The 19,393-nt window shown below is 73.7% G+C and carries 17 protein-coding genes; 7 read left to right on the top strand and 10 right to left on the bottom strand.

What is annotated here, in order from left to right:
- Nucleotides 1–65 precede the first annotated feature (65 nt).
- Genes ACSMXW_RS17785 through pdhA form a run of 3 tightly spaced genes read right to left on the bottom strand, consistent with a single transcriptional unit; the run spans nucleotide 66 to nucleotide 4,275 of the window.
- Nucleotides 66–1,991 carry a dihydrolipoamide acetyltransferase family protein gene (locus ACSMXW_RS17785; protein ID WP_485807673.1) on the bottom strand — a complete coding sequence of 642 codons (1,926 nt, stop codon included), beginning with the start codon at nucleotides 1,989–1,991 and terminating at the stop codon, nucleotides 66–68.
- A complete protein-coding gene (locus ACSMXW_RS17780; protein WP_485807672.1) occupies nucleotides 1,991–3,025 on the bottom strand; it encodes an alpha-ketoacid dehydrogenase subunit beta in 1,035 nt (344 codons plus the stop codon). Before ACSMXW_RS17780 ends, ACSMXW_RS17785 begins: the two co-directional genes overlap by 1 nt.
- Nucleotides 3,022–4,275, bottom strand: a complete 1,254-nt coding sequence (gene pdhA / locus ACSMXW_RS17775; RefSeq protein WP_485808118.1) for a pyruvate dehydrogenase (acetyl-transferring) E1 component subunit alpha — start codon at nucleotides 4,273–4,275, stop codon at nucleotides 3,022–3,024. Before pdhA ends, ACSMXW_RS17780 begins: the two co-directional genes overlap by 4 nt.
- Nucleotides 4,276–4,776: 501 nt before the next feature.
- On the opposite strand from pdhA, the gene ACSMXW_RS17770 reads away from it, so the two are divergent.
- Nucleotides 4,777–5,256 (top strand): Lrp/AsnC family transcriptional regulator, encoded by a 480-nt coding sequence (locus tag ACSMXW_RS17770; protein ID WP_485807670.1) that lies wholly within the window; start codon nucleotides 4,777–4,779, stop codon nucleotides 5,254–5,256.
- 39 nt (nucleotides 5,257–5,295) lie between these two features.
- Here the strand turns inward: ACSMXW_RS17770 and ACSMXW_RS17765 are convergent, their stop codons facing one another.
- Together ACSMXW_RS17765 and ACSMXW_RS17760 are read right to left on the bottom strand one after the other, a co-directional pair.
- Nucleotides 5,296–5,886, bottom strand: coding sequence for a TetR/AcrR family transcriptional regulator (locus ACSMXW_RS17765; RefSeq protein ID WP_485807668.1), 591 nt, complete (start codon nucleotides 5,884–5,886; stop codon nucleotides 5,296–5,298).
- A complete protein-coding gene (locus ACSMXW_RS17760) occupies nucleotides 5,883–7,418 on the bottom strand; it encodes a 3-hydroxyacyl-CoA dehydrogenase (protein WP_485807666.1) in 1,536 nt (511 codons plus the stop codon). The genes ACSMXW_RS17765 and ACSMXW_RS17760 overlap by 4 nt, the downstream gene beginning before the upstream one ends.
- Before the next feature lie 217 nt (nucleotides 7,419–7,635).
- Between ACSMXW_RS17760 and paaN the strand changes: the two genes are divergently transcribed.
- Nucleotides 7,636–9,327 (top strand): phenylacetic acid degradation protein PaaN, encoded by a 1,692-nt coding sequence (gene paaN, locus ACSMXW_RS17755; RefSeq protein ID WP_485807665.1) that lies wholly within the window; start codon nucleotides 7,636–7,638, stop codon nucleotides 9,325–9,327.
- 8 nt (nucleotides 9,328–9,335) lie between these two features.
- On the opposite strand, the gene ACSMXW_RS17750 is transcribed toward paaN, so the two are convergent.
- From ACSMXW_RS17750 to ACSMXW_RS17740, 3 genes are all read right to left on the bottom strand, one after another.
- A complete protein-coding gene (locus tag ACSMXW_RS17750) occupies nucleotides 9,336–10,142 on the bottom strand; it encodes a TrmH family RNA methyltransferase (protein WP_485807663.1) in 807 nt (268 codons plus the stop codon).
- A gap of 117 nt (nucleotides 10,143–10,259) precedes the next feature.
- Nucleotides 10,260–11,684: an HTTM domain-containing protein gene (locus ACSMXW_RS17745; protein ID WP_485807661.1), complete on the bottom strand. Its 1,425-nt coding sequence runs from the start codon at nucleotides 11,682–11,684 to the stop codon at nucleotides 10,260–10,262.
- Complete coding sequence (locus ACSMXW_RS17740) at nucleotides 11,681–12,940, bottom strand: DUF5819 family protein (RefSeq protein ID WP_485807659.1); 1,260 nt, start codon at nucleotides 12,938–12,940, stop codon at nucleotides 11,681–11,683. Before ACSMXW_RS17740 ends, ACSMXW_RS17745 begins: the two co-directional genes overlap by 4 nt.
- 312 nt (nucleotides 12,941–13,252) lie before the next feature.
- On the opposite strand from ACSMXW_RS17740, the gene paaA reads away from it, so the two are divergent.
- The 5 genes from paaA (at nucleotide 13,253) to ACSMXW_RS17715 (ending at nucleotide 17,712) form a co-directional block, all read left to right on the top strand.
- On the top strand, nucleotides 13,253–14,272 hold the full coding sequence (gene paaA / locus ACSMXW_RS17735) for a 1,2-phenylacetyl-CoA epoxidase subunit PaaA (RefSeq protein ID WP_485807657.1): 1,020 nt from the start codon (nucleotides 13,253–13,255) through the stop codon (nucleotides 14,270–14,272).
- Nucleotides 14,273–14,607: 335 nt separating this feature from the next.
- Nucleotides 14,608–14,841: a 1,2-phenylacetyl-CoA epoxidase subunit PaaB gene (gene paaB, locus ACSMXW_RS17730; RefSeq protein ID WP_485808117.1), complete on the top strand. Its 234-nt coding sequence runs from the start codon at nucleotides 14,608–14,610 to the stop codon at nucleotides 14,839–14,841.
- On the top strand, nucleotides 14,838–15,716 hold the full coding sequence (gene paaC / locus ACSMXW_RS17725) for a 1,2-phenylacetyl-CoA epoxidase subunit PaaC (protein WP_485807655.1): 879 nt from the start codon (nucleotides 14,838–14,840) through the stop codon (nucleotides 15,714–15,716). The genes paaB and paaC overlap by 4 nt, the downstream gene beginning before the upstream one ends.
- Nucleotides 15,717–15,895: 179 nt before the next feature.
- The gene (locus ACSMXW_RS17720) at nucleotides 15,896–16,615 is read left to right on the top strand and encodes a PaaD-like zinc ribbon domain-containing protein (protein WP_485808116.1); all 720 of its coding nucleotides are present in this window, start codon (nucleotides 15,896–15,898) and stop codon (nucleotides 16,613–16,615) included.
- On the top strand, nucleotides 16,615–17,712 hold the full coding sequence (locus ACSMXW_RS17715) for a 2Fe-2S iron-sulfur cluster-binding protein (protein WP_485807653.1): 1,098 nt from the start codon (nucleotides 16,615–16,617) through the stop codon (nucleotides 17,710–17,712). The genes ACSMXW_RS17720 and ACSMXW_RS17715 overlap by 1 nt, the downstream gene beginning before the upstream one ends.
- A gap of 76 nt (nucleotides 17,713–17,788) precedes the next feature.
- On the opposite strand, the gene ACSMXW_RS17710 is transcribed toward ACSMXW_RS17715, so the two are convergent.
- Nucleotides 17,789–18,118, bottom strand: coding sequence for a rhodanese-like domain-containing protein (locus ACSMXW_RS17710; RefSeq protein ID WP_485808115.1), 330 nt, complete (start codon nucleotides 18,116–18,118; stop codon nucleotides 17,789–17,791).
- 176 nt (nucleotides 18,119–18,294) lie between these two features.
- Nucleotides 18,295–19,236 (bottom strand): J domain-containing protein, encoded by a 942-nt coding sequence (locus ACSMXW_RS17705; RefSeq protein ID WP_485808114.1) that lies wholly within the window; start codon nucleotides 19,234–19,236, stop codon nucleotides 18,295–18,297.
- Nucleotides 19,237–19,393 lie beyond the last annotated feature (157 nt).

The following is a 19,393-nucleotide window of genomic DNA, read 5'->3' as shown; positions in this document are numbered from 1 at the left end:
CGAGTATGAGCGCCCGGGCGATCTTTGCCACCCCCGCGCAGACCCCCAACTGGTCGAATCCCACGTCACAGTGCGCGCAGCAGTACCGCCGGCTGCTCCACGCTGTCGGTGACGAAGCGCAGGAAACCGGCCGCCGTGCCGCCGTCGCACACCCGGTGGTCGAAGGTGAGCGAGAGCTGCACCACCTGGCGTACCGCCAGCTCGCCCTGGTGCACCCATGGCTTGGGGGCGATCCTGCCGACGCCGAGCATGGCCGCCTCGGGGTGGTTGATGATCGGAGTGGAGCCGTCGACGCCGAACACACCGTAGTTGTTCAACGTGAAGGTGCCGCCGGTGAGTTCCGCCGGGGTGAGGGTGCCGACGCGGGCGGCTTCGGTCAGCCGGGCCAGTTCCCCGCTCAGCGACTCCGTATCCCGGGTGTGGGCGTCCCGCACGACCGGCACCACCAGGCCCCGATCGGTCTGCGCCGCGAAGCCCAGATGCACCTCCTCGAACCGGACGATCTCGCGGGCCTCCACGTCCACCGTCGAGTTGAGCTCCGGGTAGCGGGCCAGTGCGGCAGCGCATATCCGGGCGAACAGCGCCAGGACGGAGATCTTCGGCCCCTGGACGGCGTTCATGGCCGCTCGCGCCGCCAGCAGCTCGGTGGCATCGGCGTCGACCCAGCAGGTCGCCTCCGGGATCTCCCGGCGGCTGCGGGCCATCTTCTCGGCCACGGCACCGCGCACGCCGCGCAGCTGAACACGCACCCCGGGGCGGGCCTCGGCACCCTCGCCGTCCTCAGCACCCCCGGTGCGCGACCGGGCGAGCGCTCCCTGGCCCGCCGGCTGTCCGGGAGCCGCCGTCCGCCCCACCACGGCCTGCCCGGGGGCGGGCGGCTGCCCAGCGACCGTCGCGTTCCGGCCGTCGTGCTCTCTGCCGTCTCCACCGGGGGCGGCCCGACCGGGTGCGCCAGCGAGGGCGGACGCCCGTCCGCCGGGGACGGTAGGGGCCGACGGGGCGGTGGGCGCCGTCCGCGCGCGGGTGGTCTCCGGCGCCCGGGCACCGGCGGCCCGCACCGCGTACTCGACATCCGCACGGAGAATCAGCCCATCGGGCCCCGAGCCGGCCAGCTCGCGCAGGTCGAGACCGTGATCGCGGGCCAGCTTGCGCACCAGCGGCGATATGACCGGCACCGGGCCCCGGGCCCGCGTCAGGTCCGGCGGCCGCACCCTGCGGCGGCGGACCGGCGCCGCGGCCGTGCCGTATCCGACGAGGACATTGCCGGAGCCCTCGTCCGCGGTCGGCCGCCCCGCCGCCCGACCGGCGCCGGCCGCCGGCTTCGCGTCCGCGGGCCGAGCGCCCGCAGGCTGAGCGCCCTCGGGCTGGGCGTCCGCAGGCCTGCCGCCCGCAGCCTGCGCCGTGCCCTCCGGCCGCCGGCCCCCGGCCGAGTCCGCGGCCGGTCGCGTCCCGTTCCCGCCGAAGGCCACGCCCGAAGCCGCACCGGCCGCGCCGGAAGCCGTCCCGTCAGCATCGGAAGCCGGCCCATACGCCCCAGGGCCCGCCCCGGCCGGGGCCCGCGCCGCCCGACCCGCAGCCGCGTTCCACCGGGCTCCCTCGGGACCCGCACCGCCGGCTCCGCCCCCGGCACCGCCGCGCTCGGCCCGCTCGCCGCCGCCCGCGCCGGGGGCACCGGCGCCGGCCCCGGCCTCGGAAACCGCCGCCGCGCCGGGCCCCGTGCCGTCGGCCGGTCGGCCGACCGCGACGGTGAGCAGCGGCGCCCCCACGGGCAGCTCGGTGCCCTCCTCTCCGAAGCGGGCCGTGACCACGCCGCCGTAGGGGCAGGGCACCTCGACCATGGCCTTGGCCGTCTCCACCTCCACCACCGGCTGGTCGACGGCGACGAAGTCGCCGACCTCCACCAGCCAGCGGACGATCTCTGCCTCGGTGAGCCCCTCCCCCAAGTCGGGCAGCCTGAACTCCAGGCTGTGCATGTCAAAGGCCTGCCCCATCAGCCCTCAGCCTCCCACTGCAATCGCGCCACCGCGTCCAGGATCCGGTCGACCCCGGGCATATGGTGCCGTTCCAGCATCGGCGGTGGATAGGGGATGTCGAAGCCCGCCACCCGCAGTACCGGAGCCTCCAGGTGGTGGAAGCAGCGCTCCGTGACGCGCGCGGCGATCTCCCCTCCCGGGCCGCCGAAGCCGCCCGACTCGTGCACCACGACCGCCCGTCCGGTGCGCCGCACCGACGCGCAGACCGTCTCGTCGTCGAACGGCACCAGCGAGCGCAGGTCGACGACTTCGAGGTCCCATCCCTCGGCCCGCGCCGCCTCGGCCGTCTCCAGACAGACGGGGAGCGAGGGACCGTAGGTGATGAGCGTGGCGCTGCGGCCCCTGCGGCGCACGACCGCGCGGCCGATGGGTTCAACGGACGGCGGATCGTCCTGGTTCCACGCCTCCTTGGACCAGTAGAGCCGCTTGGGCTCCAGGAAGACCACCGGGTCGTCGGAGGCGATGGCGGCCCGCAGCAGGCCGTAGGCGTCGGCGACCGTGGCGGGGGTGACCACGTGGAGGCCCGGGGTGGCCATGTAGTACGCCTCGGAGGAGTCGCTGTGGTGCTCCACGCCGCCGATGCCGCCTCCGTACGGCACCCTGACGGTGATCGGCAGCGGCATGGCGCCCCTGGTGCGGTTCCGCATCCGTGCGACGTGCGAGACGAGTTGCTCGAACGACGGGTAGGCGAACGCGTCGAACTGCATCTCCACCACCGGCCGGAGCCCGTACATCGCCATGCCGACGGCCGCGCCCAGGATGCCGGCCTCGGCGAGGGGGGTGTCCGTGCAGCGGTCGTCCCCGAACTCCTTCGCCAGGCCGTCGGTGATCCGGAAGACGCCGCCCAGGGTGCCGACGTCCTCGCCCATCACATGGACGGACGGATCCGCGGCCATGGCATCACGCAGCGCCCGGCGGAGCGCCTGCGCCATGGCGACGGGCTTGACGGCACTGTCGGCCGACGTGGCCCCGGTGGTCTCCGCGGTGATCATCGCTGCGTCCCCTCCGTGCCGGTGCCGGTACCGCTGACGCCGCCCGCGCCGTCCGCGCCGCCCGCCTCGCCGCCCGCCGTGGCGGCCGCCGTTTCGGGCGCAGCAGGGGCCTGGCCCGGCACGCCGGGCACGGGGCCCTCCGCCTCAGCCGCCAGCTCGGCGCGCAACTGCGCGGCCTGCTCCCTGAGCTGACCGGTCTGCTCGGCGAAGACATGGCGGAACAGATCCATCGGGTCGAGCCGCGGGTCCTCGTTCATGTGCGCGCGCAGGGCGGCTGCCATGGCCTCGGCCTCGTCGCGCACGGCCGCCTTCCCCGCCTCGTCCAGCAGCCCACGCTCGGTCAGCTCCCGCTCCAGGAGCTCGACCGGGTCGTGCGCGCGCCAGGCCGTCACCTCGGCGTCGGTGCGGTAACGGGTCGCGTCGTCGGCGTTCGTGTGCGCGTCCAGGCGGTAGGTGACGGCCTCGACGAGGGTGGGGCCGCCGCCCTCGCGGGCGCGGCGCACGGCCTCGTCCAGGACCTCGTACACGGCCAGCGCGTCATTGCCGTCCACCAGGCGGCCCGGCATGCCGTAGCCGACGGCCTTGTGGGCCAGCGACGGCGCCGCGGTCTGCTTGGCGAGCGGGACGGAGATCGCGAAGCCGTTGTTCTGCACCAGGAAGACCACGGGGGCCTGCCAGACGGCGGCGAAGTTCAGTGCCTCGTGGAAGTCTCCCTCGCTGGTGCCGCCGTCGCCGACCAGGGCCAGGGCCACGACGTCGTCCCCCTTGAGGCGGGCGGCGTGCGCCACGCCCACGGCGTGCGGGAGTTGGGTGGCAAGGGGGGTGCACAGCGGGGCGATGCGGTGCTCGCGGGGGTCGTAGCCGGTGTGCCAGTCGCCGCGCAGCAGGGAGAGCGCCTGCGCCGGGTCGAGGCCGCGGGTGACGGCGGCGAGCGTGTCCCGGTAGCTGGGGAAGAGCCAGTCCTGCTCCTTGAGCACCAGCGCGGCCGCCACCTCGCAGGCCTCCTGGCCGGTGCTGGACGGGTAGACGGCGAGGCGGCCCTGGCGGGTGAGCGCGGTGGCCTGGGTGTTGTACCTGCGGCCGCGCACCACGTGGGCGTAGAGGCTGCGGAGCAGGGCGGGGTCGGCCGTGCGGACGGCGTCGGTGCCCAGGGCGCGGTACGGGGCCGGCTCGGGCAGCAGCGGGGCCGGGTCCGTCCGCGGCTGCCAGGCCGGCGGCGGGGCCGGCCGGTATGCGTCGGGCTGCTCCATGACGGGCGTGCTGTGCCTCTTCACCGCGTGCACCTCCTCGTGAACGGGTCTCCTCGTGGGAGCGGTGGAGGCGTGTGGGGATCCGGCACGCCTCACCAACCGATTGTTCGGTCGACAGCGCATTTTGGCTACAGGCGCCCTCAGCCTGTGGACAAACGGTTCTCCACAGCTTGAGATGGAAGCAGTGCGTCCATGCTAGGGAGGCAGGGGGACGTGGCAGCTGAACGAATGGCCCAGGACAGGGCGGGGGCACGTCCCGCGGCGGCTTCACAACGAGGGGAGCCGCCGGGGAGCGCTCAGGACGGAGCGGCACGCGACCCCGCGCACCAGGCGCCTTCCCGCGCACCAGATGCACCGGGCCACACGACGGGGACGCAGGGCCGGTCGCCGGACGTCTCGGGCCAGGCACCGGACGCTCCGGGCCGGGCCTCGGACACCCCGACCCGGGCCTCGGACACCCCGACCGTCGGGCGTCCGCGGCGCCCGGAGACGGCTTCCCGCGTGGACGACGGTGCCGCCCCGCAACTGCCGCCGCCCCGCCCGCTGGACGCCATCGACCGCGACATCCTGCAGATGCTCCAGGCCGACGGCCGCGCCTCGATACGGTCCGTGGCCGAGCGGGTCCACGTCTCCCGCGCCAACGCCTACGCCCGGATCAACCGGCTCATCGAGGACGGCGTGATCCGCGGCTTCGGCGCCCGGATCCACCATGAGCGGGCGGGGCACGGCGCCTCCGCCTACATCACGCTGAAGATCGTGCAGAACACCTGGCGGACGGTGCGCGACCAGCTCGCCGCGCTGCCGGGCGCCTCCCACATCGCCCTGGTCAGCGGCGACTTCGACGTGCTGCTGCTGGTGCACACCCCGGACAACAGGGCGCTGCGCGAGCTGGTCCTCACCAAGCTGCAGGCCATCCCCGAGGTCCTCAGCACCCGCACGCTGCTGGTCTTCGAGGAGGAGGACCTTGAACAGGACATCTGACGTGGAACGGTGGCACCGATGGAGCGGTGCCCCGGGAGTTCACTCCTCGCCGCGCAGCCCGGCGAAGATCAGGCGGACGACGGTGTCGGCGAGCCTGCCGTCGCCCGCGTCCCGGCCGTCCGGCCTGTACCACTCCACGATGGAGTTGATCATCCCGAAGACCAGCCGGGTGGCCAGGCGGACCTCGACGTCGCCCCGGACGTCGCCGTCGGCGGCGGCCTCCTTGAGGAGCTCCGCCACCTGGTGGTCGAACTCGCGGCGCCGCTCCAGCGCCCAGCGCTCGGTGGCCGTGTTGCCACGCACGCGCAGCAGCAGGGTGACATAGGGCAGTTCGGCCGTGAGCACCTCGACCATGCGCCGGGTGACGAACTCGAGCCGCTCCACGGGCCGCCCCACGCGTGCGTGCTCCTCGTCCAGGATCCCGAAGAGCCCGTCGAGGGCACGGCTGACGGCCCGCCGCAGCAGCTCCTCCTTGCCGGACACATGGTGGTATATCGACGACTTGGAGATCCCGGCGGCCTTGGAGAGGTGCTCCATGGAGGTGCCGTCGTACCCGCGCTCGTTGAAGACGGTGACCGCGACCGCGAGCAGCGAATCAGGTGTGTAGGTGTCGCGCTTGGCGGTGGTCATGAGAGTCCCTGCTTGTAGGCGAGATCCGAGCGGTGCGCGAGCGGCAGGCAGGCGCCGTAGCGCCCGCCGGGATAGGCGGCGTGCAGATTCTGCAGGGTCTGCCACGCCCAGCGCACCCCCACCTCGTCGCACCATTCCAGCGGGCCGCGCGGGTAGTTGACGCCCAGTTTCATGGCGGTGTCCACGTCCGCCCGGTCCGCCACGCCCCGTGCCTCGGCGTCCAGGGCGAAGTCGATCAGCATGGCGACCGTGCGGCCCACGATCATCCCGGGGGTGTCGGCGACGACGCTGACCTCCTTGCCGAGCTTCTGGAAGAGGCCGATCGCGGCGCGGACGTCCAGGGGGTCGGCGTCGGCGCCCGGGGCGAGCGCCACGCGCGTGCAGGTGCGGTAGTCCAGGGCCAGGTCGAGGCGGATGGCGGGGCCGGCGACGTCGCCGGTGGCGGTCGCGCCGTCGGTGACGGTCAGCCGGGTGCCCCGGGGGAGCACGATGGAGGTCATGGCGGTCTCCGACCCGGCCGGTGCCGGGTCCCGGACGGTCCGCACGCCGGCTTCCTCAAGCAGCTCGACCACGGTCGTCAGCAGGCCCTTCCGCCCGCGGTGCACGCCTATCCCGGCGGGTGCCTCGCAGGGCTCCGCGGTGTGCGGGCGGGCGGACTCGGCGTCCTGCCCGTAGTCGTACCAGCCGCGGGCCGACTTGCGGCCGAGTCTGCCGGACTCCACCAGGCGGCGCTGGGCCGGCGACGGGGCGAACTTGGGGTCGTGGAAGAACGACTCCCACACGGAGCGGGTGACGGCTTCGTTGACGTCCTGGCCGATCAGGTCGGTCAGCTCGAAGGGGCCCATGCGGAAGCCGCCGCTCTCCCGCAGCACGGCGTCGATGGTAGCGGGGTCGGCGGCCCGCTCCTCGTAGAGGCGGAAGGCCTCCGCGTAGAACGGGCGGGCGATGCGATTGACGATGAAGCCCGGGGTGTCCGCACAGCGGACCGGTGTCTTGCCCCATGCCGCGGCGGTGTCGTACGCGCGCGTGGCCGACGCTCCGTCCGTGGCGACGCCGGAGACGACCTCCACGAGCGGCAGCAGCGGCGCCGGATTGAAGAAGTGCAGGCCGACGAGCCGGCCGGGGCGGCGCAGCGCGCCGCCGATGGCGGTGACCGAGAGGGAGGACGTGTTCGTGGCGAGCAGGCACGAGTCGTCGACGATCTCCTCCAGTTCACGGAAGAGCGCCTGCTTGACGTCCAGCCGCTCGACGACGGCCTCGACCACCAGGCCCGCGCCGGCGAGCCCGGACGGGCTTCCCGCCGTCTCCAGGCGGGCCAGCGCGGCGTCCCGGCCGGCCGCTGTCAGGCGACCCTTCTCGACCAGCCTGGCCAGCCGCCCGGCGATCGCCTCCTCGGCGTCCTTCGAACGGTCCGGCACCGCGTCATGGAGCAGCACGGGATGGCCGGCCAGCAGTGCGACCTGGGCGATGCCCTGGCCCATGGTGCCGCTGCCGACGACCGCCACGGTGCTCTTCAGGTCGAGTGCTGTCATGTTCGCGATCCTCCCGCACGAGTTGTCCACAGGTTCGCCGGATCCCCCTTGCCCCGACCGATCGTTCGGTTACTCTAACCCTGTCCGCCCGTCCGCCGCGCCCGATCCCGGAACGGGGGATCCCCGCCGCAGCGCCCAGCGCCCAGCGCCCACCCGATCCCGTCCCACCCAGCCGCCGGTTCGACGAGGAACCGGCGCGAGGAGGAGTTGGTCCCTCATGGCAGCCGCACTCACCGCGCCCCAGCTCATCGCCCGCCACCGGCCCACGCTCGACGCGGCCCTGAAGACCATCGGCACGCGCGCGTACTGGTCCCCCCACCCGGAGCACCCCAAGGCCTACGGCGAGCAGGGCAGCCTGAGCCCCGAGGAGGGCCGGGCCGCCTTCGACGCCCTGCTCGGCACCCGCGTGGACCTCGCCCAGCCGGGCACCGACGACTGGGTGGGCACCGAGACGTCACCGTACGGCCCGAAGCTCGGCGTCACCTACCCCCACCCCGACGTCGACGTCCTGCTGCCCGCCATGCGCGCCGGGATGCGCGCCTGGCGCGAGGCGGGCCCGGAGGCACGCGCGGCGGTCTGCCTGGAGATCCTGTCCCGGATCAGCGCCCGCACCCACGAGTTCGCCTACACCGTCATGCACACCACCGGTCAGGCCTTCATGATGGCCTTCCAGGCCGGCGGGCCGCACGCGCAGGACCGCGGCCTGGAGGCGGTGGCGTACGCGTTCGCGGAGCAGACCCGCACGCCCGACGCGGCGGAGTGGACCAAGCCGCAGGGCAAGCGGGACCCGCTGAAGCTGGAGAAGCGCTTCACCGCGGTGCCGCGCGGCATCTCCCTGCTGATCGGCTGCAACACCTTCCCGACGTGGAACGGCTACCCGGGCCTCTTCGCCTCCCTCGCCACGGGCAACGCCGTCCTGGTCAAGCCCCACCCGCGCGCGGTGCTGCCGCTCGCCCGCACGGTCCAGGTCTGCCGTGACGTGCTCGCCGAGGCGGGTTTCGACCCGAACCTGGTGGCTCTGGCCGCCGAGCGGCCCGGCGAGGGCATCGCCAAGACCCTCGCCGTGCGCCCCGAGATCAGGATCATCGACTACACGGGCTCGTCGGCCTTCGGCGACTGGCTGGAGACCCACGCCCACCAGGCCCAGGTCCACACGGAGAAGGCCGGCGTCAACACGGTCGTGGTCGAGTCCACCGACGACTACCGGGGCATGCTCGCCAACCTCGCGTTCTCGCTCTCCCTGTACAGCGGCCAGATGTGCACCACTCCGCAGAACCTGCTGATCCCGCGCGCGGGGATCGCCACGGAGACCGGCCCCAAGGCCTTCGACGAGGTCGTCGCGGACCTCGCCCGTGCCGTGGACTCCCTGCTGGGCGACGACGCCCGGGCCGCCGCCCTGCTGGGCGCTCTGGTGAACCCGGAGGTGAAGGACCGCCTGGAGGCGGCCCCCGGCCTCGGCGAGGTGGCGCTCGCCTCCCGCGAGGTCCGGCACCCCGAATTCCCGGAGGCGGTGGTCCGCAGCCCGCTGATCGTCCGGCTCGACGCCGCCGAGCCGGACGATCTCGCGGCCTGCCGCCAGGAGTGGTTCGGCCCCGTCTCCTTCGCCGTCGCGGTCGACTCCGCCGCCGACGCGGTTGAGTTCCTGCGGCACACGATCCGCGAGCGCGGCGCGATGACCGTCGGCGCCTACACCACGTCCGGCGAAGTGGAGAAGGCCGTCGAGGAGGTCTGCATGGAGGAGTGCGCCCAGCTCTCCCTGAACCTGACGGGCGGCGTGTACGTGAACCAGACGGCCGCGTTCTCCGACTTCCACGGCTCGGGCGGCAACCCCGCGGCGAACGCCGCCCTGTGTGACGCCGCTTTCGTCGCGGGCCGGTTCCGGATGGTGGAGGTGCGCCGGGAGGTGTAGAGCGGGCGCTACGTGCGGTCCAGCGACCAGTGGTAGAGCGCCATGGCGACGCTGGTGGCCAGGTTGTAGCTGGACACCTGGGGTCGCATCGGCAGGGAGACCACGCGGTCCGCCCGCGCCCGGAGCCGGTCGGACAGGCCGCTGCGCTCGGAGCCGAAGGCGAGCAGGGCGTCGTCGGGGATCACGGTCCCCCGGATGTCCTCACCGTCGGCATCGAGGGCGAAGAGGGGCCCGTCCGGCAGGTCGCCGACGTCCATACGGGCCACGGCGGTGGCGAAGTGCAGACCCGCGCCACCGCGCACGACCGCTGGGTGCCAGGGGTCGAGGGTGCCGGTGGTGATCACCCCGGTCGCGCCGCAGCCCGCCGCGAGGCGGATCACCGCTCCCGCGTTGCCGAGGTTGCGCGGCTGGTCGAGGACCACCACGGGGGCGGTGCGCGGGCTCCGCGTCAGCGCGGCGAGGTGCGCGGCGCGGGCGGGCCGTACCGCCAGCGCGGCCACCCCGGTGGGGTGCAGCCGGGGCACCAGGGACCGCAGGACGTCCACCGGCAGCTCCACCAGATCGGCGGCCAGGGACGGCCGTACGTCGGGCGCCAGGTCGTCGGCGAGGGCGAGGGCGGCCGGCAGGTCGCCGGTCAGCGCCACCAGCAGCTCCGCCCCGAAGCGCAGGGCGTGCTTGACGGCATGGAAGCCGTCGAGGAGGACGGCGTCGTCCACGGCCCGTCGCCATGCGCGTACGGCATCGGCGGCCCGGTCTTCCGCCTGTCCGCTGCCGTGCACAGCGCCGGGCGCGGCGCCGGTCTCCCGTGGCTGCATCGTTCCGCCTTCCGAGCCTGGGGCGCCTCGGTCCTCTCCGCGCCAGGAGCCCTGTCCGTGCAGCGTACGTGCGGTGCGGCCGGGGCGGGCGCCCGGGCCGGGCCGTTCCGGAGCGCTCTAGCCGTGCGTGCCGGCCGGGCTGAGGGGCGCCTCCGGGTGGGGCTCGCGGAGACCGCCGTCCCGATCCGTACCGTCGTCCCGTCGAGCGCCGGAGCCGGGCCGCCGTGAGCCCGGCAGCAGCCGCCCGTACACGCGCGTCGCCAGGCCGCCGAGCCTGGTGAGGAACGACGTCGGCAGGAACACCGCGTCCGCGGTGATCATCGCCAGCGAGAAGAACGGCAGGCCCAGTGTGATAGCGATGACGGTGTGCTCGATGATCATCGCCACCAGCAGCACGTTCTTGACCCGCCGGTTGAAGAGGGTGAAGGGGAAGGCCACCTGGGCCATGACCGTGCCATAGGTGACCACCATGACGACCAGGCCATGGGCACCGAGTTGGTCGGAGAGGGCGGGCCAGGGCGAGAAGTAGTCGAGGTGCAGGGGGTAATAGACGGCGGTGCCGTCCTCCCAGCGGCTGCCCTGGATCTTGTACCAGCCCGCCGTGGCGTACACCAGGCAGGCTTCGGCCATGATCACCAACAGGCCGGCGTTGTGCAGCAGATTGGCGATGACGTCGAGCAGCAGCCGGGGCTCGTTGCGGCCCGGGCCACCGGGTACCGCGTCCACGACCGCCGCGTCGGCGACCGCCGCATCACGTGCGGCCGCGTCGCGGGCTGCCGCGTCTCGGGGCGCCGCGTCTCGGGGCGCCGTCTCGCGAAGCACGTCGGCGGGCAGCGCGTGGGCGGAAAACGCGTCGGCGGAAAGCGCGTCGCCGCCGCGGGCCGAGCGCCGGTTGGCGGCCCACCACAGGGCGTGCGCCCCCCACATCCCCCAGAAGACCAGCATCCAGCCCGGGCTGAGACAGCCCCGGCCGGTCACCACCACCAGCGCCGCACCGAGCACGACCCACAGCGCCGGACCGGACGCGTCCGCGCGGAAACGTGCGCCACGCGCGCGTGCCGCCGCACCGCGCCGCTTGCGGCGGGCGTCCAGGGACCAGACGGCACCGCACCGGGTGAACACCAGGTAGATCGACATCAGATGGAGGACGTTGTCGCCACCGTCACTCATGAAGATGCTGCGGTTCTCCAGGGAGAGCACGCCCACCATGAAGAGCACCGACATGGCCCGGGTGTGCCAGCCGAGCAGCAGCAGTGCGCTGGAGACGATCGCCAGGGCGTACACGATCTCGAACCAGGTCTGGCTGTCGGTCCATATGAGGGCCGTGAAGGCGCCGTTGGAGTCGATCAGCTCACGCGCCATGGACCAGCTCCACGGCCCGTCGGGCCCGTAGAGCTCCTGGCGGTGCGGGAACTCCCGCAGCAGGAACAGCAGCCAGGTGGCGGAGAAGCCGATCCGGATCACCGCGGACTGGTACACGCCGAGCGGGGCGGAGGTGATGCGGTTGATGCCGCGGGCGAGCCACACTTCGATGCTGGTCATCGGGCATCCGCCTCCGTCCGGGCGTCCTCAGGGTGCGTGTCCGCGGCGGCGGCCAGCGGCAGGTCGCCGGGGCCGACCTGCCACCAGGAGAGCGTGCGGTAGAGGGGCTTGGTGTTCATCCGGCCCTCACCGCTCCACGGCGGCGGCTGCACATTCGTCGTCCTGGACCGGACCTGAATACGCACGACCACGTCCTTGGCGCCCTCTCCGCCCACCCCGACCCGGCTGAGCCGCAGCACCATGATGCGGCGCAGATAGCCCTCGGAGAGCTTGCCGCGGGTGCCGACGGGGCGGTTCTGGTTGTCGTGCGAGGCGACGAAGAAGTCCCAGGCTCTGCGCAGTTCGTTCTGCTGCGTGTGGCTGGGCAGCGGATTGCCGTCGATGGCCGCGCCGTCCAGCGCCGAGAAGTTGTACCAGCCGGTGGTCCGCACCTTTCCGGAAGCGGAGCGCACCTCCGCCCGCGCCTCGACGGCTATGTTCTGCTGCAGGGGGTTGGGCGCGAACAGCTTCCAGTTCTGCTCGAACTCCGGGAGCACCCAGTCGTTCACCGCCTGCCCGTGCTGCCTGGTCGCCGTGTTCGACGGAGCGACATGCAGGAAGACCATCAGCAGATGCACGCACACGACGACCCCGATGCAGGCCAGGGCGACGGCGGCGATCACCTGGTAGCGGAACGAGAGGCCGTTGATTCCGGTGCGGGGGCCTATGGGTGGGTCTGTGGACGGGTCTGTGGGTGAGCCGGCGGTCGAGTCCGCCCACGGACCCGTGGGCGGGTCCGTGGGCGGATCCGTGGGCGGGTCGCCGGGCGACTCGCCGTGGCCGTGGTGCCGACCGGGGGCGTGACCGTGGTCCCGGCCGGAGTCGTGGCCGTGGTCCCGGCGGAGGCCCTGCCGGGGATCGTGGCGGGGGCCCTGGCCGGATTCGTGGCGGGGGCCCTGGCCGGATTCGTGGCGGGGGCCCTGACCCGGCTCCGCCTTGTCGCCTGCGGGGCCGCCTGCGGGCGCGGCGGTGCCGGCCCTGGGGGCTGCCCGGGGGGTGCCGGGCCGTTCGGCTGAGGCTCCTGTCGCGGTGGGCGTCCCGGGCTGCGGCCCCGGGTCGGCGGATGCCTCGGCCGACCGGGGCGCGGCGGGCTGCCGTGCGCCGGGCCGTGGGTTCGTGCGCTCGTCGTACGAGTCCATTCCGTCCCGTTCCCGCTTCTCATTCCGGTCAGTTCCGGTCAGTTCGATCCGGCCGTCCGCGGCCGTCCGGCCGGACATGCGGGGATCGTTCACGCCCGCCGCAGCCGGGGCCCATGCTGGTGCATGCACCTTCGCACAGGGCCGCGCGGCCGCACGCGCACGAGCACGGTACTCACCTCCGGCTCCGGGCGCAGGGCGCCTTGAGGTTATCCACAGGGTTGACACGTTATGGAATCGCGACCCACCATGGTCATGGCTGACCGAACGATCGGTCGGTACGGGGGAGCAAGGGTCCCGTCGCGAGGCCTGCCCGGGCACCACACGCCGCCCCGGATAGGGCCGCGGCCGAACGAGTCGAGACGAGCCAAGTCGGGAGTCGAGAGGATCGGCATGAGCACAGCGACCGTGCAGCAGACGTCCGGGGCGGGGCCCGCCCCCGGTCCCGGCTCCGCCGAGCCGGACACGGCCGCGCTGGAGGCCGGCTTCGACGCCGCCGTGGCGGCGGACGAGCGCATCGAGCCGAGGGACTGGATGCCCGACGCCTACCGCAGGACACTCGTCCGCCAGATGGCGCAGCATGCCCACTCCGAGATCATCGGCATGCAGCCGGAGGCCAACTGGATCACTCGCGCCCCCTCCCTGCGTCGCAAGGCGATCCTGATGGCCAAGGTGCAGGACGAGGCGGGACACGGCCTCTACCTCTACTCGGCCGCCGAGACACTGGGCACCAGCCGCGACGAGCTCCTCGACAAGCTCCACTCCGGCCGCCAGAAGTACTCGTCGATCTTCAACTACCCCACGCTGACCTGGGCCGACGTCGGCGCCATCGGCTGGCTGGTGGACGGCGCCGCGATCACCAACCAGGTCCCGCTGTGCCGCTGCTCCTACGGCCCGTACGCGCGCGCGATGATCCGCATCTGCAAGGAGGAGTCCTTCCACCAGCGGCAGGGGTACGAGCTGCTGCTCGCCCTCAGCCGCGGCACCGAGGCCCAGCACGCCATGGCCCAGGACGCCGTGGACCGCTGGTGGTGGCCCTCCCTGATGATGTTCGGCCCGCCCGACGACGAGTCGGCGCACTCCGCGCAGTCCATGGCCTGGAAGATCAAGCGCCACTCGAACGACGAGCTCCGCCAGCGCTTCGTCGACATCTGCGTGCCCCAGGCCGAGACCCTCGGCCTCACCCTCCCCGACCCCGACCTGGCCTGGAACGAGACACGGGGGCACTACGACTTCGGCCCCATCGACTGGACCGAGTTCCGCGAGGTCCTCGCCGGCCACGGCCCCTGCAACGACCAGCGCATCACCCAGCGCCGCCGGGCACACGAGGAGGGCGCCTGGGTCCGCGAGGCCGCCACGGCCTACGCCCACAAGCACAACGGCGGCCACCCGGACGCGGAGGCGGCGGCATGAGCGGCACCACGGCTCCGCCGGACGGGAGCACGGCGGAGGGTTCGAGGGGAGAAGACATGACCGAAGGTGCCGCGGGGGGCCACGCGGGCGAGGGTTCCGCGGGGGGCCACGTCGGCGACGATCCGGCGGGCAGGAACACGGGACAAGGCGCCGCGGGCAGCCACGCGTGCGAGGGTTCCGCGGGGGGCCGCGTGGGCGAGGGTTCCGCGGGCAGGAACGCGGTCGGCGGCTCCGCTGGAGGGAGCGCGGCGCCGTCTTCGGCGAGCGGGGCACCGGGCGGGCCGGCGGCGGGGGACTGGCCGCTCTGGGAGGTCTTCGTACGCGCCCGCCGCGGGCTGTCGCACACGCACGCCGGCAGCCTGCACGCCCCGGACGCGCAGTTCGCCCTGCGCAACGCCCGCGACCTCTACACCCGACGCGGCGAGGGCGTCTCGGTCTGGGTGGTCCCGTCGGCGGCCGTCACGGCCTCCTCACCGGACGAGAAGGACCCGTTCTTCGAGCCCTCCGCCGACAAGCCCTACCGCCACCCGACCTTCTACGAGATCCCGGAGGGGGTGAAGCACCTGTGACCGGCACCGCCGAGACCGTCCCCACGGCGACGGCCCTCGCCCTGGGCGACGACGCCCTGGTGCTCTCGCACCGCCTGGGGGAATGGGCCGGGCACGCCCCCGTCCTCGAGGAGGAGGTCGCCCTGGCGAACATCGCCCTGGACCTCCTGGGGCAGGCTCGCATCCTGCTCTCCCTGGTCGGCGACGAGGACGAGCTGGCGTACCTCCGCGAGGAACGCGCCTTCCGCAACTGCCAGCTGGTGGAGCAGCTCAACGGCGACTTCGCCCACACCATCGCCCGGCAGCTCTACTTCTCCACCTACCAGCACCTGCTGTACGAGCGGCTCTCGGCCACGGGCGACGGCACCGGGCCGCTGGCCGCGTTGGCCGCCAAGGCGGTGAAGGAGGTCGCCTACCACCGGGACCACGCCCGGCAGTGGACCCTCCGCCTCGGCGACGGCACGGAGGAGAGCCACCGCCGGATGCAGCGCGGCTGCGAGAGCCTGTGGCGGTTCACCGGCGAGCTGTTCCAGCCACTGGGGGAGGCACCGCCGGGCGTCACTGCCGGCCGCGGGGGCGGCAGTGACGCCGGCGGTCACACGGCTGGGAGCCGTGACCGCAATGAGGGCGACGGCCGCGGCGGTGACGGTCGCGCCGGCGCCGGCGCCGGCGCTGACGCTGACGGTCTCGGGATCGACCGGGCCGCTCTGGAGTCCGACTGGCTGGCGTCCGTCACGGCCGTCCTGACAGAGGCCACCCTCGCCGTTCCCGAGGGCCCCCGCCGGGGAGCGTGGACCGCGGGGGCGGGCCGTCAGGGCCTGCACACGGAGCCGTTCGGCCGGATGCTCGCGGAGATGCAGCACCTGCACCGCAGTCACCCGGGAGCGTCCTGGTGACCGGCCGCACGGTGCGGGGCCGAGACCGCGGCACCCACCCGGACGACACCCGCCGGACCGCGGCGGACCACGGCATGGACGGCCCGGCGGACCACGGCACGGAAGGCCCGGCTGACCGCGGCACGGAGGACAGGGCAGACCGCGGCACGGAGGACCGGCGAGCCGATACCCCGACGTCCCTGGAGACGGAGCTGCGCAGGCTGGCCGGTGCCGTACCGGATCCGGAGCTTCCGGTGCTCACGCTGGAGGAGCTGGGCGTCCTCCGCGGCGTGGAGATCACCGGCCCCGGCCGCGTCGAAGTCACGCTGACTCCCACGTACACGGGCTGCCCTGCGATCGAGACCATGTCGGCCGACATCGAGCGGGCGCTGCATGACCACGGCATCCCCCAGGTGACCGTCCGCCCGGTGCTGTCGCCGCCCTGGACGACCGACGACATCTCCGACGAGGGCCGGCGCAAGCTCCTCGGGGCGGGCATAGCCCCGCCCCGCGCCCGGGGCACATCCGGCCCGGTCCCCGTCCCCCTCGGCCCGACCCGCGCGGCGGACCGCCCCAGCGGCACGACGACCGCTCCGCACGCGTCGGCGCCGACCGCCGGTTCCGTGACGGTCCCCGGCTCCACTCCGGCCGCGGCAGATTCCGCAACGGCCCCCGGCTCCACGCAGAGCACGGGCAGCGCACCCGGCACGGCCACCGCACCCGGCACAGGCAGCGCACCCAGCACAGGCACCGCACCGGACACCGGCGCCGCACCCGCGCAGGGCGACGATCCCGTGCGCTGCCCGCACTGCGGGTCGGGCGCGACCGAGTTGCTGAGCCGGTTCTCCTCCACGGCCTGCAAGGCACTGCGGCGCTGCCTGGCCTGCCGGGAGCCGTTCGACCACTTCAAGGAGTTGTGATGGCCCGCTTCCACCGGCTCCGCGTGACCGCGGTCGACCGGCTCACCGAGGACGCCGTGGCCCTCACCCTCGCCGTGCCGCCCGGTCTGCGCGAGGAGTACCGGCACGCCCCCGGCCAGCACCTCGCCCTGCGCCGCACCGACGACGCCACGGAGATACGCCGCACCTACTCGATCTGCTCCCCGGCCCCGGCGCCCGGTGGCGAGGGCCCCCGCACCCTACGGGTGGGCGTGCGGCTCGTGGCGGGCGGTGCCTTCTCGACGTATGCGCTCAAGCAGCTCGCCGTCGGGGACGAGCTGGACGTGATGACGCCGGCGGGGCGCTTCACACTGGAGCCCGCAGCCGGCCTGTACGCGGCCGTGGTCGGCGGCAGCGGCATCACACCGGTGCTGTCGATCTCCGCCACCCTGCTGGAGCGTGCTCCGGGGGCACGGTTCTGCCTGGTGCGCAGCGACCGCACCGCGGCCTCCACGATGTTCCTGGAGGAGGTAGCGGACCTGAAGGACCGGTTCCCCGAGCGGTTCCAGCTGGTGACGGTGCTCTCCCGTGAGGAGCAGCAGACGGGCCTGCCGTCCGGCCGGCTCGACCGCGAGCGCCTCAGCCGCCTGCTGCCCGCGCTGCTGCCGGTGGACGACGTGGCGGGATGGTTCCTGTGCGGGCCGTTCGGCCTGGTGCAGGGAGCGGAACGGGCGCTGCGCGGACTGGGGGTACGGCGGTCCCGGATCCACGAGGAGATATTCCACGTGAACGACGGCCAGGCCTCGGAGGGATCGAAGGGATCGGCCCGGGGGCGGTCCGCCGCGAGCCGGTCGGTTCCGGCGCGGAGCACGGTGACCGCGCGACTCGACGGCCGCACCGGTTCCTGGCCCGTCGGCGAGGGCGATTCGCTGCTGGAGGCGGTCCTGCGCAACCGTCCGGACGCCCCCTACGCCTGCAAGGGCGGCGTCTGCGGCACCTGCCGCGCCTACCTGGTCACCGGCAGCGTCCACATGGACCGCAACTTCGCGTTGGAGCCGGAGGAGACGGCGGCCGGGTACGTGCTGGCCTGCCAGTCCCACCCGACAACGGAGCGGGTGGAACTGGACTTCGACCGCTGAACGACCGCGGAGCGCGGCCGGCGTCACCGGCCCCAGGGACGGACGGCCACCCGCCCGGGCCCGACCGGCCCCGGGGTCAGAGCACCGCGCCGGGCTGACCCTTGTCGTCCACGACCGGGCGGCCCGACGCGGCCCAGGCCTCCATGCCGCCGTCGACGTTCAGCGCGTCGACACCCTGCTGGGCCAGGTACATCGTCACCTGCGCCGAGCGGCCGCCGGACCGGCAGATGACATACACCTTGCCGTCCTGCGGCGCCGCCTCGGTCAGCTCGCCGTACCGGGCGACGAACTCGCTCATGGGGATGTGCAGCGCACCCTCGGCGTGGCCCGCCGCCCATTCGTCGTCCTCCCGGACGTCCAGCAGGAAATCCCCGTCGGCGACATCGCCGACCCCGACCGTAGGCACACCAGAACCGAAAACCATGGGTTCGACGCTACCCGACCCGGCCCCCTGCCCGGCCATCCCACCACGGAGACCTGTCGGCCGGGCCGCCGCACCGTGCCGGGGCAGCCGAGGACACCTCGGCCCCGGGGGCAGCCCGGCCCCGGGGGCAGCCCGGCCGGGCATGTCATAGGCGAGTGTCAGCCCAGGAGGGCCGCCAGCTCCGCCTCGCGCTCGGCGACCTGGGCCAGCAGTTGCTCCGCGATCTCGTCCAGGAGGCGGTCCGGGTCGTCCGGCGCCATCTTCAGCATGGCCCCGATCGCGCTCTCCTCGAGATCGCGGGCGACCATGGTCAGCAGCTCCTTGCGGTGCGTGAGCCACTCAAGACGGGCGTACAGCTCCTCGCTCTTGCTGGGGCGGCGTTCCTCGGGGGCGGGCCCCGCGGCCCACTCCTCCGCCAGTTCGCGCAGCAGCGTCTCGTCACCGCGACCGTAGGCGGCGTTGACACGGGCGATGAACTCGTCGCGCCGGGTCCGTTCCTTCTCGTCCTGGGCCAGGTCGGGGTGGGCCTTGCGGACGAGCTCGCGGTAGAGCTTGCGGGCCTCGTCGCCGGGCCGGACCCGGTCCGGAGGCCGGACGGGCTGCTCATTGAGCATGGCGCTGGCCTCGGGCGACAGGCCATCGGAGCCCAGCCAGTCGTGGAACAGCTCTTCCACGTTCGGCATGGGCATCACCCTGGCCCGTGCGGCGTCCGCCGCGCGGATGTCCTCCGGGTCGCCGGTGCGGGCCGCCTTGGCCTCGGCGATCTGCGCGTCGAGCTCGTCGAGCCGGGTGTACATCGGACCGAGCTTCTGGTGGTGCAGGCGGGAGAAATTCTCCACCTCGATCCGGAACGTCTCGACAGCGATCTCGTACTCGATCAGCGCCTGCTCGGCGGTTCGGACCGCCCGCTCCAGCCGCTCCTCCGGCCGCTCTCCCGTGCGCGTCCCGGCCCGTGCGGCCCCGGCCGTCGCCTCACCGTCACCGCGCCGCTCGCCGGTTCGCCGCCCGGTCGCCTCGTCGGCCCCAGATCCCTCACGCGCCGCCCCGACTCCCGCCGTTTTCTGGAACGCCTCCGCAACGGGCTCCTGGGCCACGGGCACCTCCACGGGCTCCTGGGCCCCCTGTTCCGAGGAGGACGGCCGCTGCTCGGACGAGGACGACCGCTGCTCAGAGGACGACGACCGCGCCGTGGGCTGCGGGCCACCGCCAAGGGGGGACGCCGGCTCCCGCGCCTCGGCAGGCGAGGCGGCAGGACTC

The sequence above is a fragment of the Streptomyces sp. DSM 116793 genome (assembly GCF_057320905.1).
Note: the sequence above shows the minus strand (reverse complement) of the source record. Positions and strands in the feature narration are given on the sequence as shown.

Coding starts and splice junctions, on each gene's coding strand:
- ACSMXW_RS17760 (WP_485807666.1), bottom strand. CDS start 7,418: ATGACAGCACTCGACCTGAAGAGCACCGTGGCGGTCGTCGGCAGCGGC.
- ACSMXW_RS17780 (WP_485807672.1), bottom strand. CDS start 3,025: ATGATCACCGCGGAGACCACCGGGGCCACGTCGGCCGACAGTGCCGTC.
- paaA (WP_485807657.1), top strand. CDS start 13,253: ATGAGCACAGCGACCGTGCAGCAGACGTCCGGGGCGGGGCCCGCCCCC.
- paaN (WP_485807665.1), top strand. CDS start 7,636: ATGGCAGCCGCACTCACCGCGCCCCAGCTCATCGCCCGCCACCGGCCC.
- ACSMXW_RS17765 (WP_485807668.1), bottom strand. CDS start 5,886: ATGACCACCGCCAAGCGCGACACCTACACACCTGATTCGCTGCTCGCG.
- pdhA (WP_485808118.1), bottom strand. CDS start 4,275: ATGGAGCAGCCCGACGCATACCGGCCGGCCCCGCCGCCGGCCTGGCAG.
- ACSMXW_RS17740 (WP_485807659.1), bottom strand. CDS start 12,940: ATGTCCGGCCGGACGGCCGCGGACGGCCGGATCGAACTGACCGGAACT.
- ACSMXW_RS17785 (WP_485807673.1), bottom strand. CDS start 1,991: ATGGGGCAGGCCTTTGACATGCACAGCCTGGAGTTCAGGCTGCCCGAC.
- ACSMXW_RS17750 (WP_485807663.1), bottom strand. CDS start 10,142: ATGCAGCCACGGGAGACCGGCGCCGCGCCCGGCGCTGTGCACGGCAGC.
- ACSMXW_RS17745 (WP_485807661.1), bottom strand. CDS start 11,684: ATGACCAGCATCGAAGTGTGGCTCGCCCGCGGCATCAACCGCATCACC.
- ACSMXW_RS17715 (WP_485807653.1), top strand. CDS start 16,615: ATGGCCCGCTTCCACCGGCTCCGCGTGACCGCGGTCGACCGGCTCACC.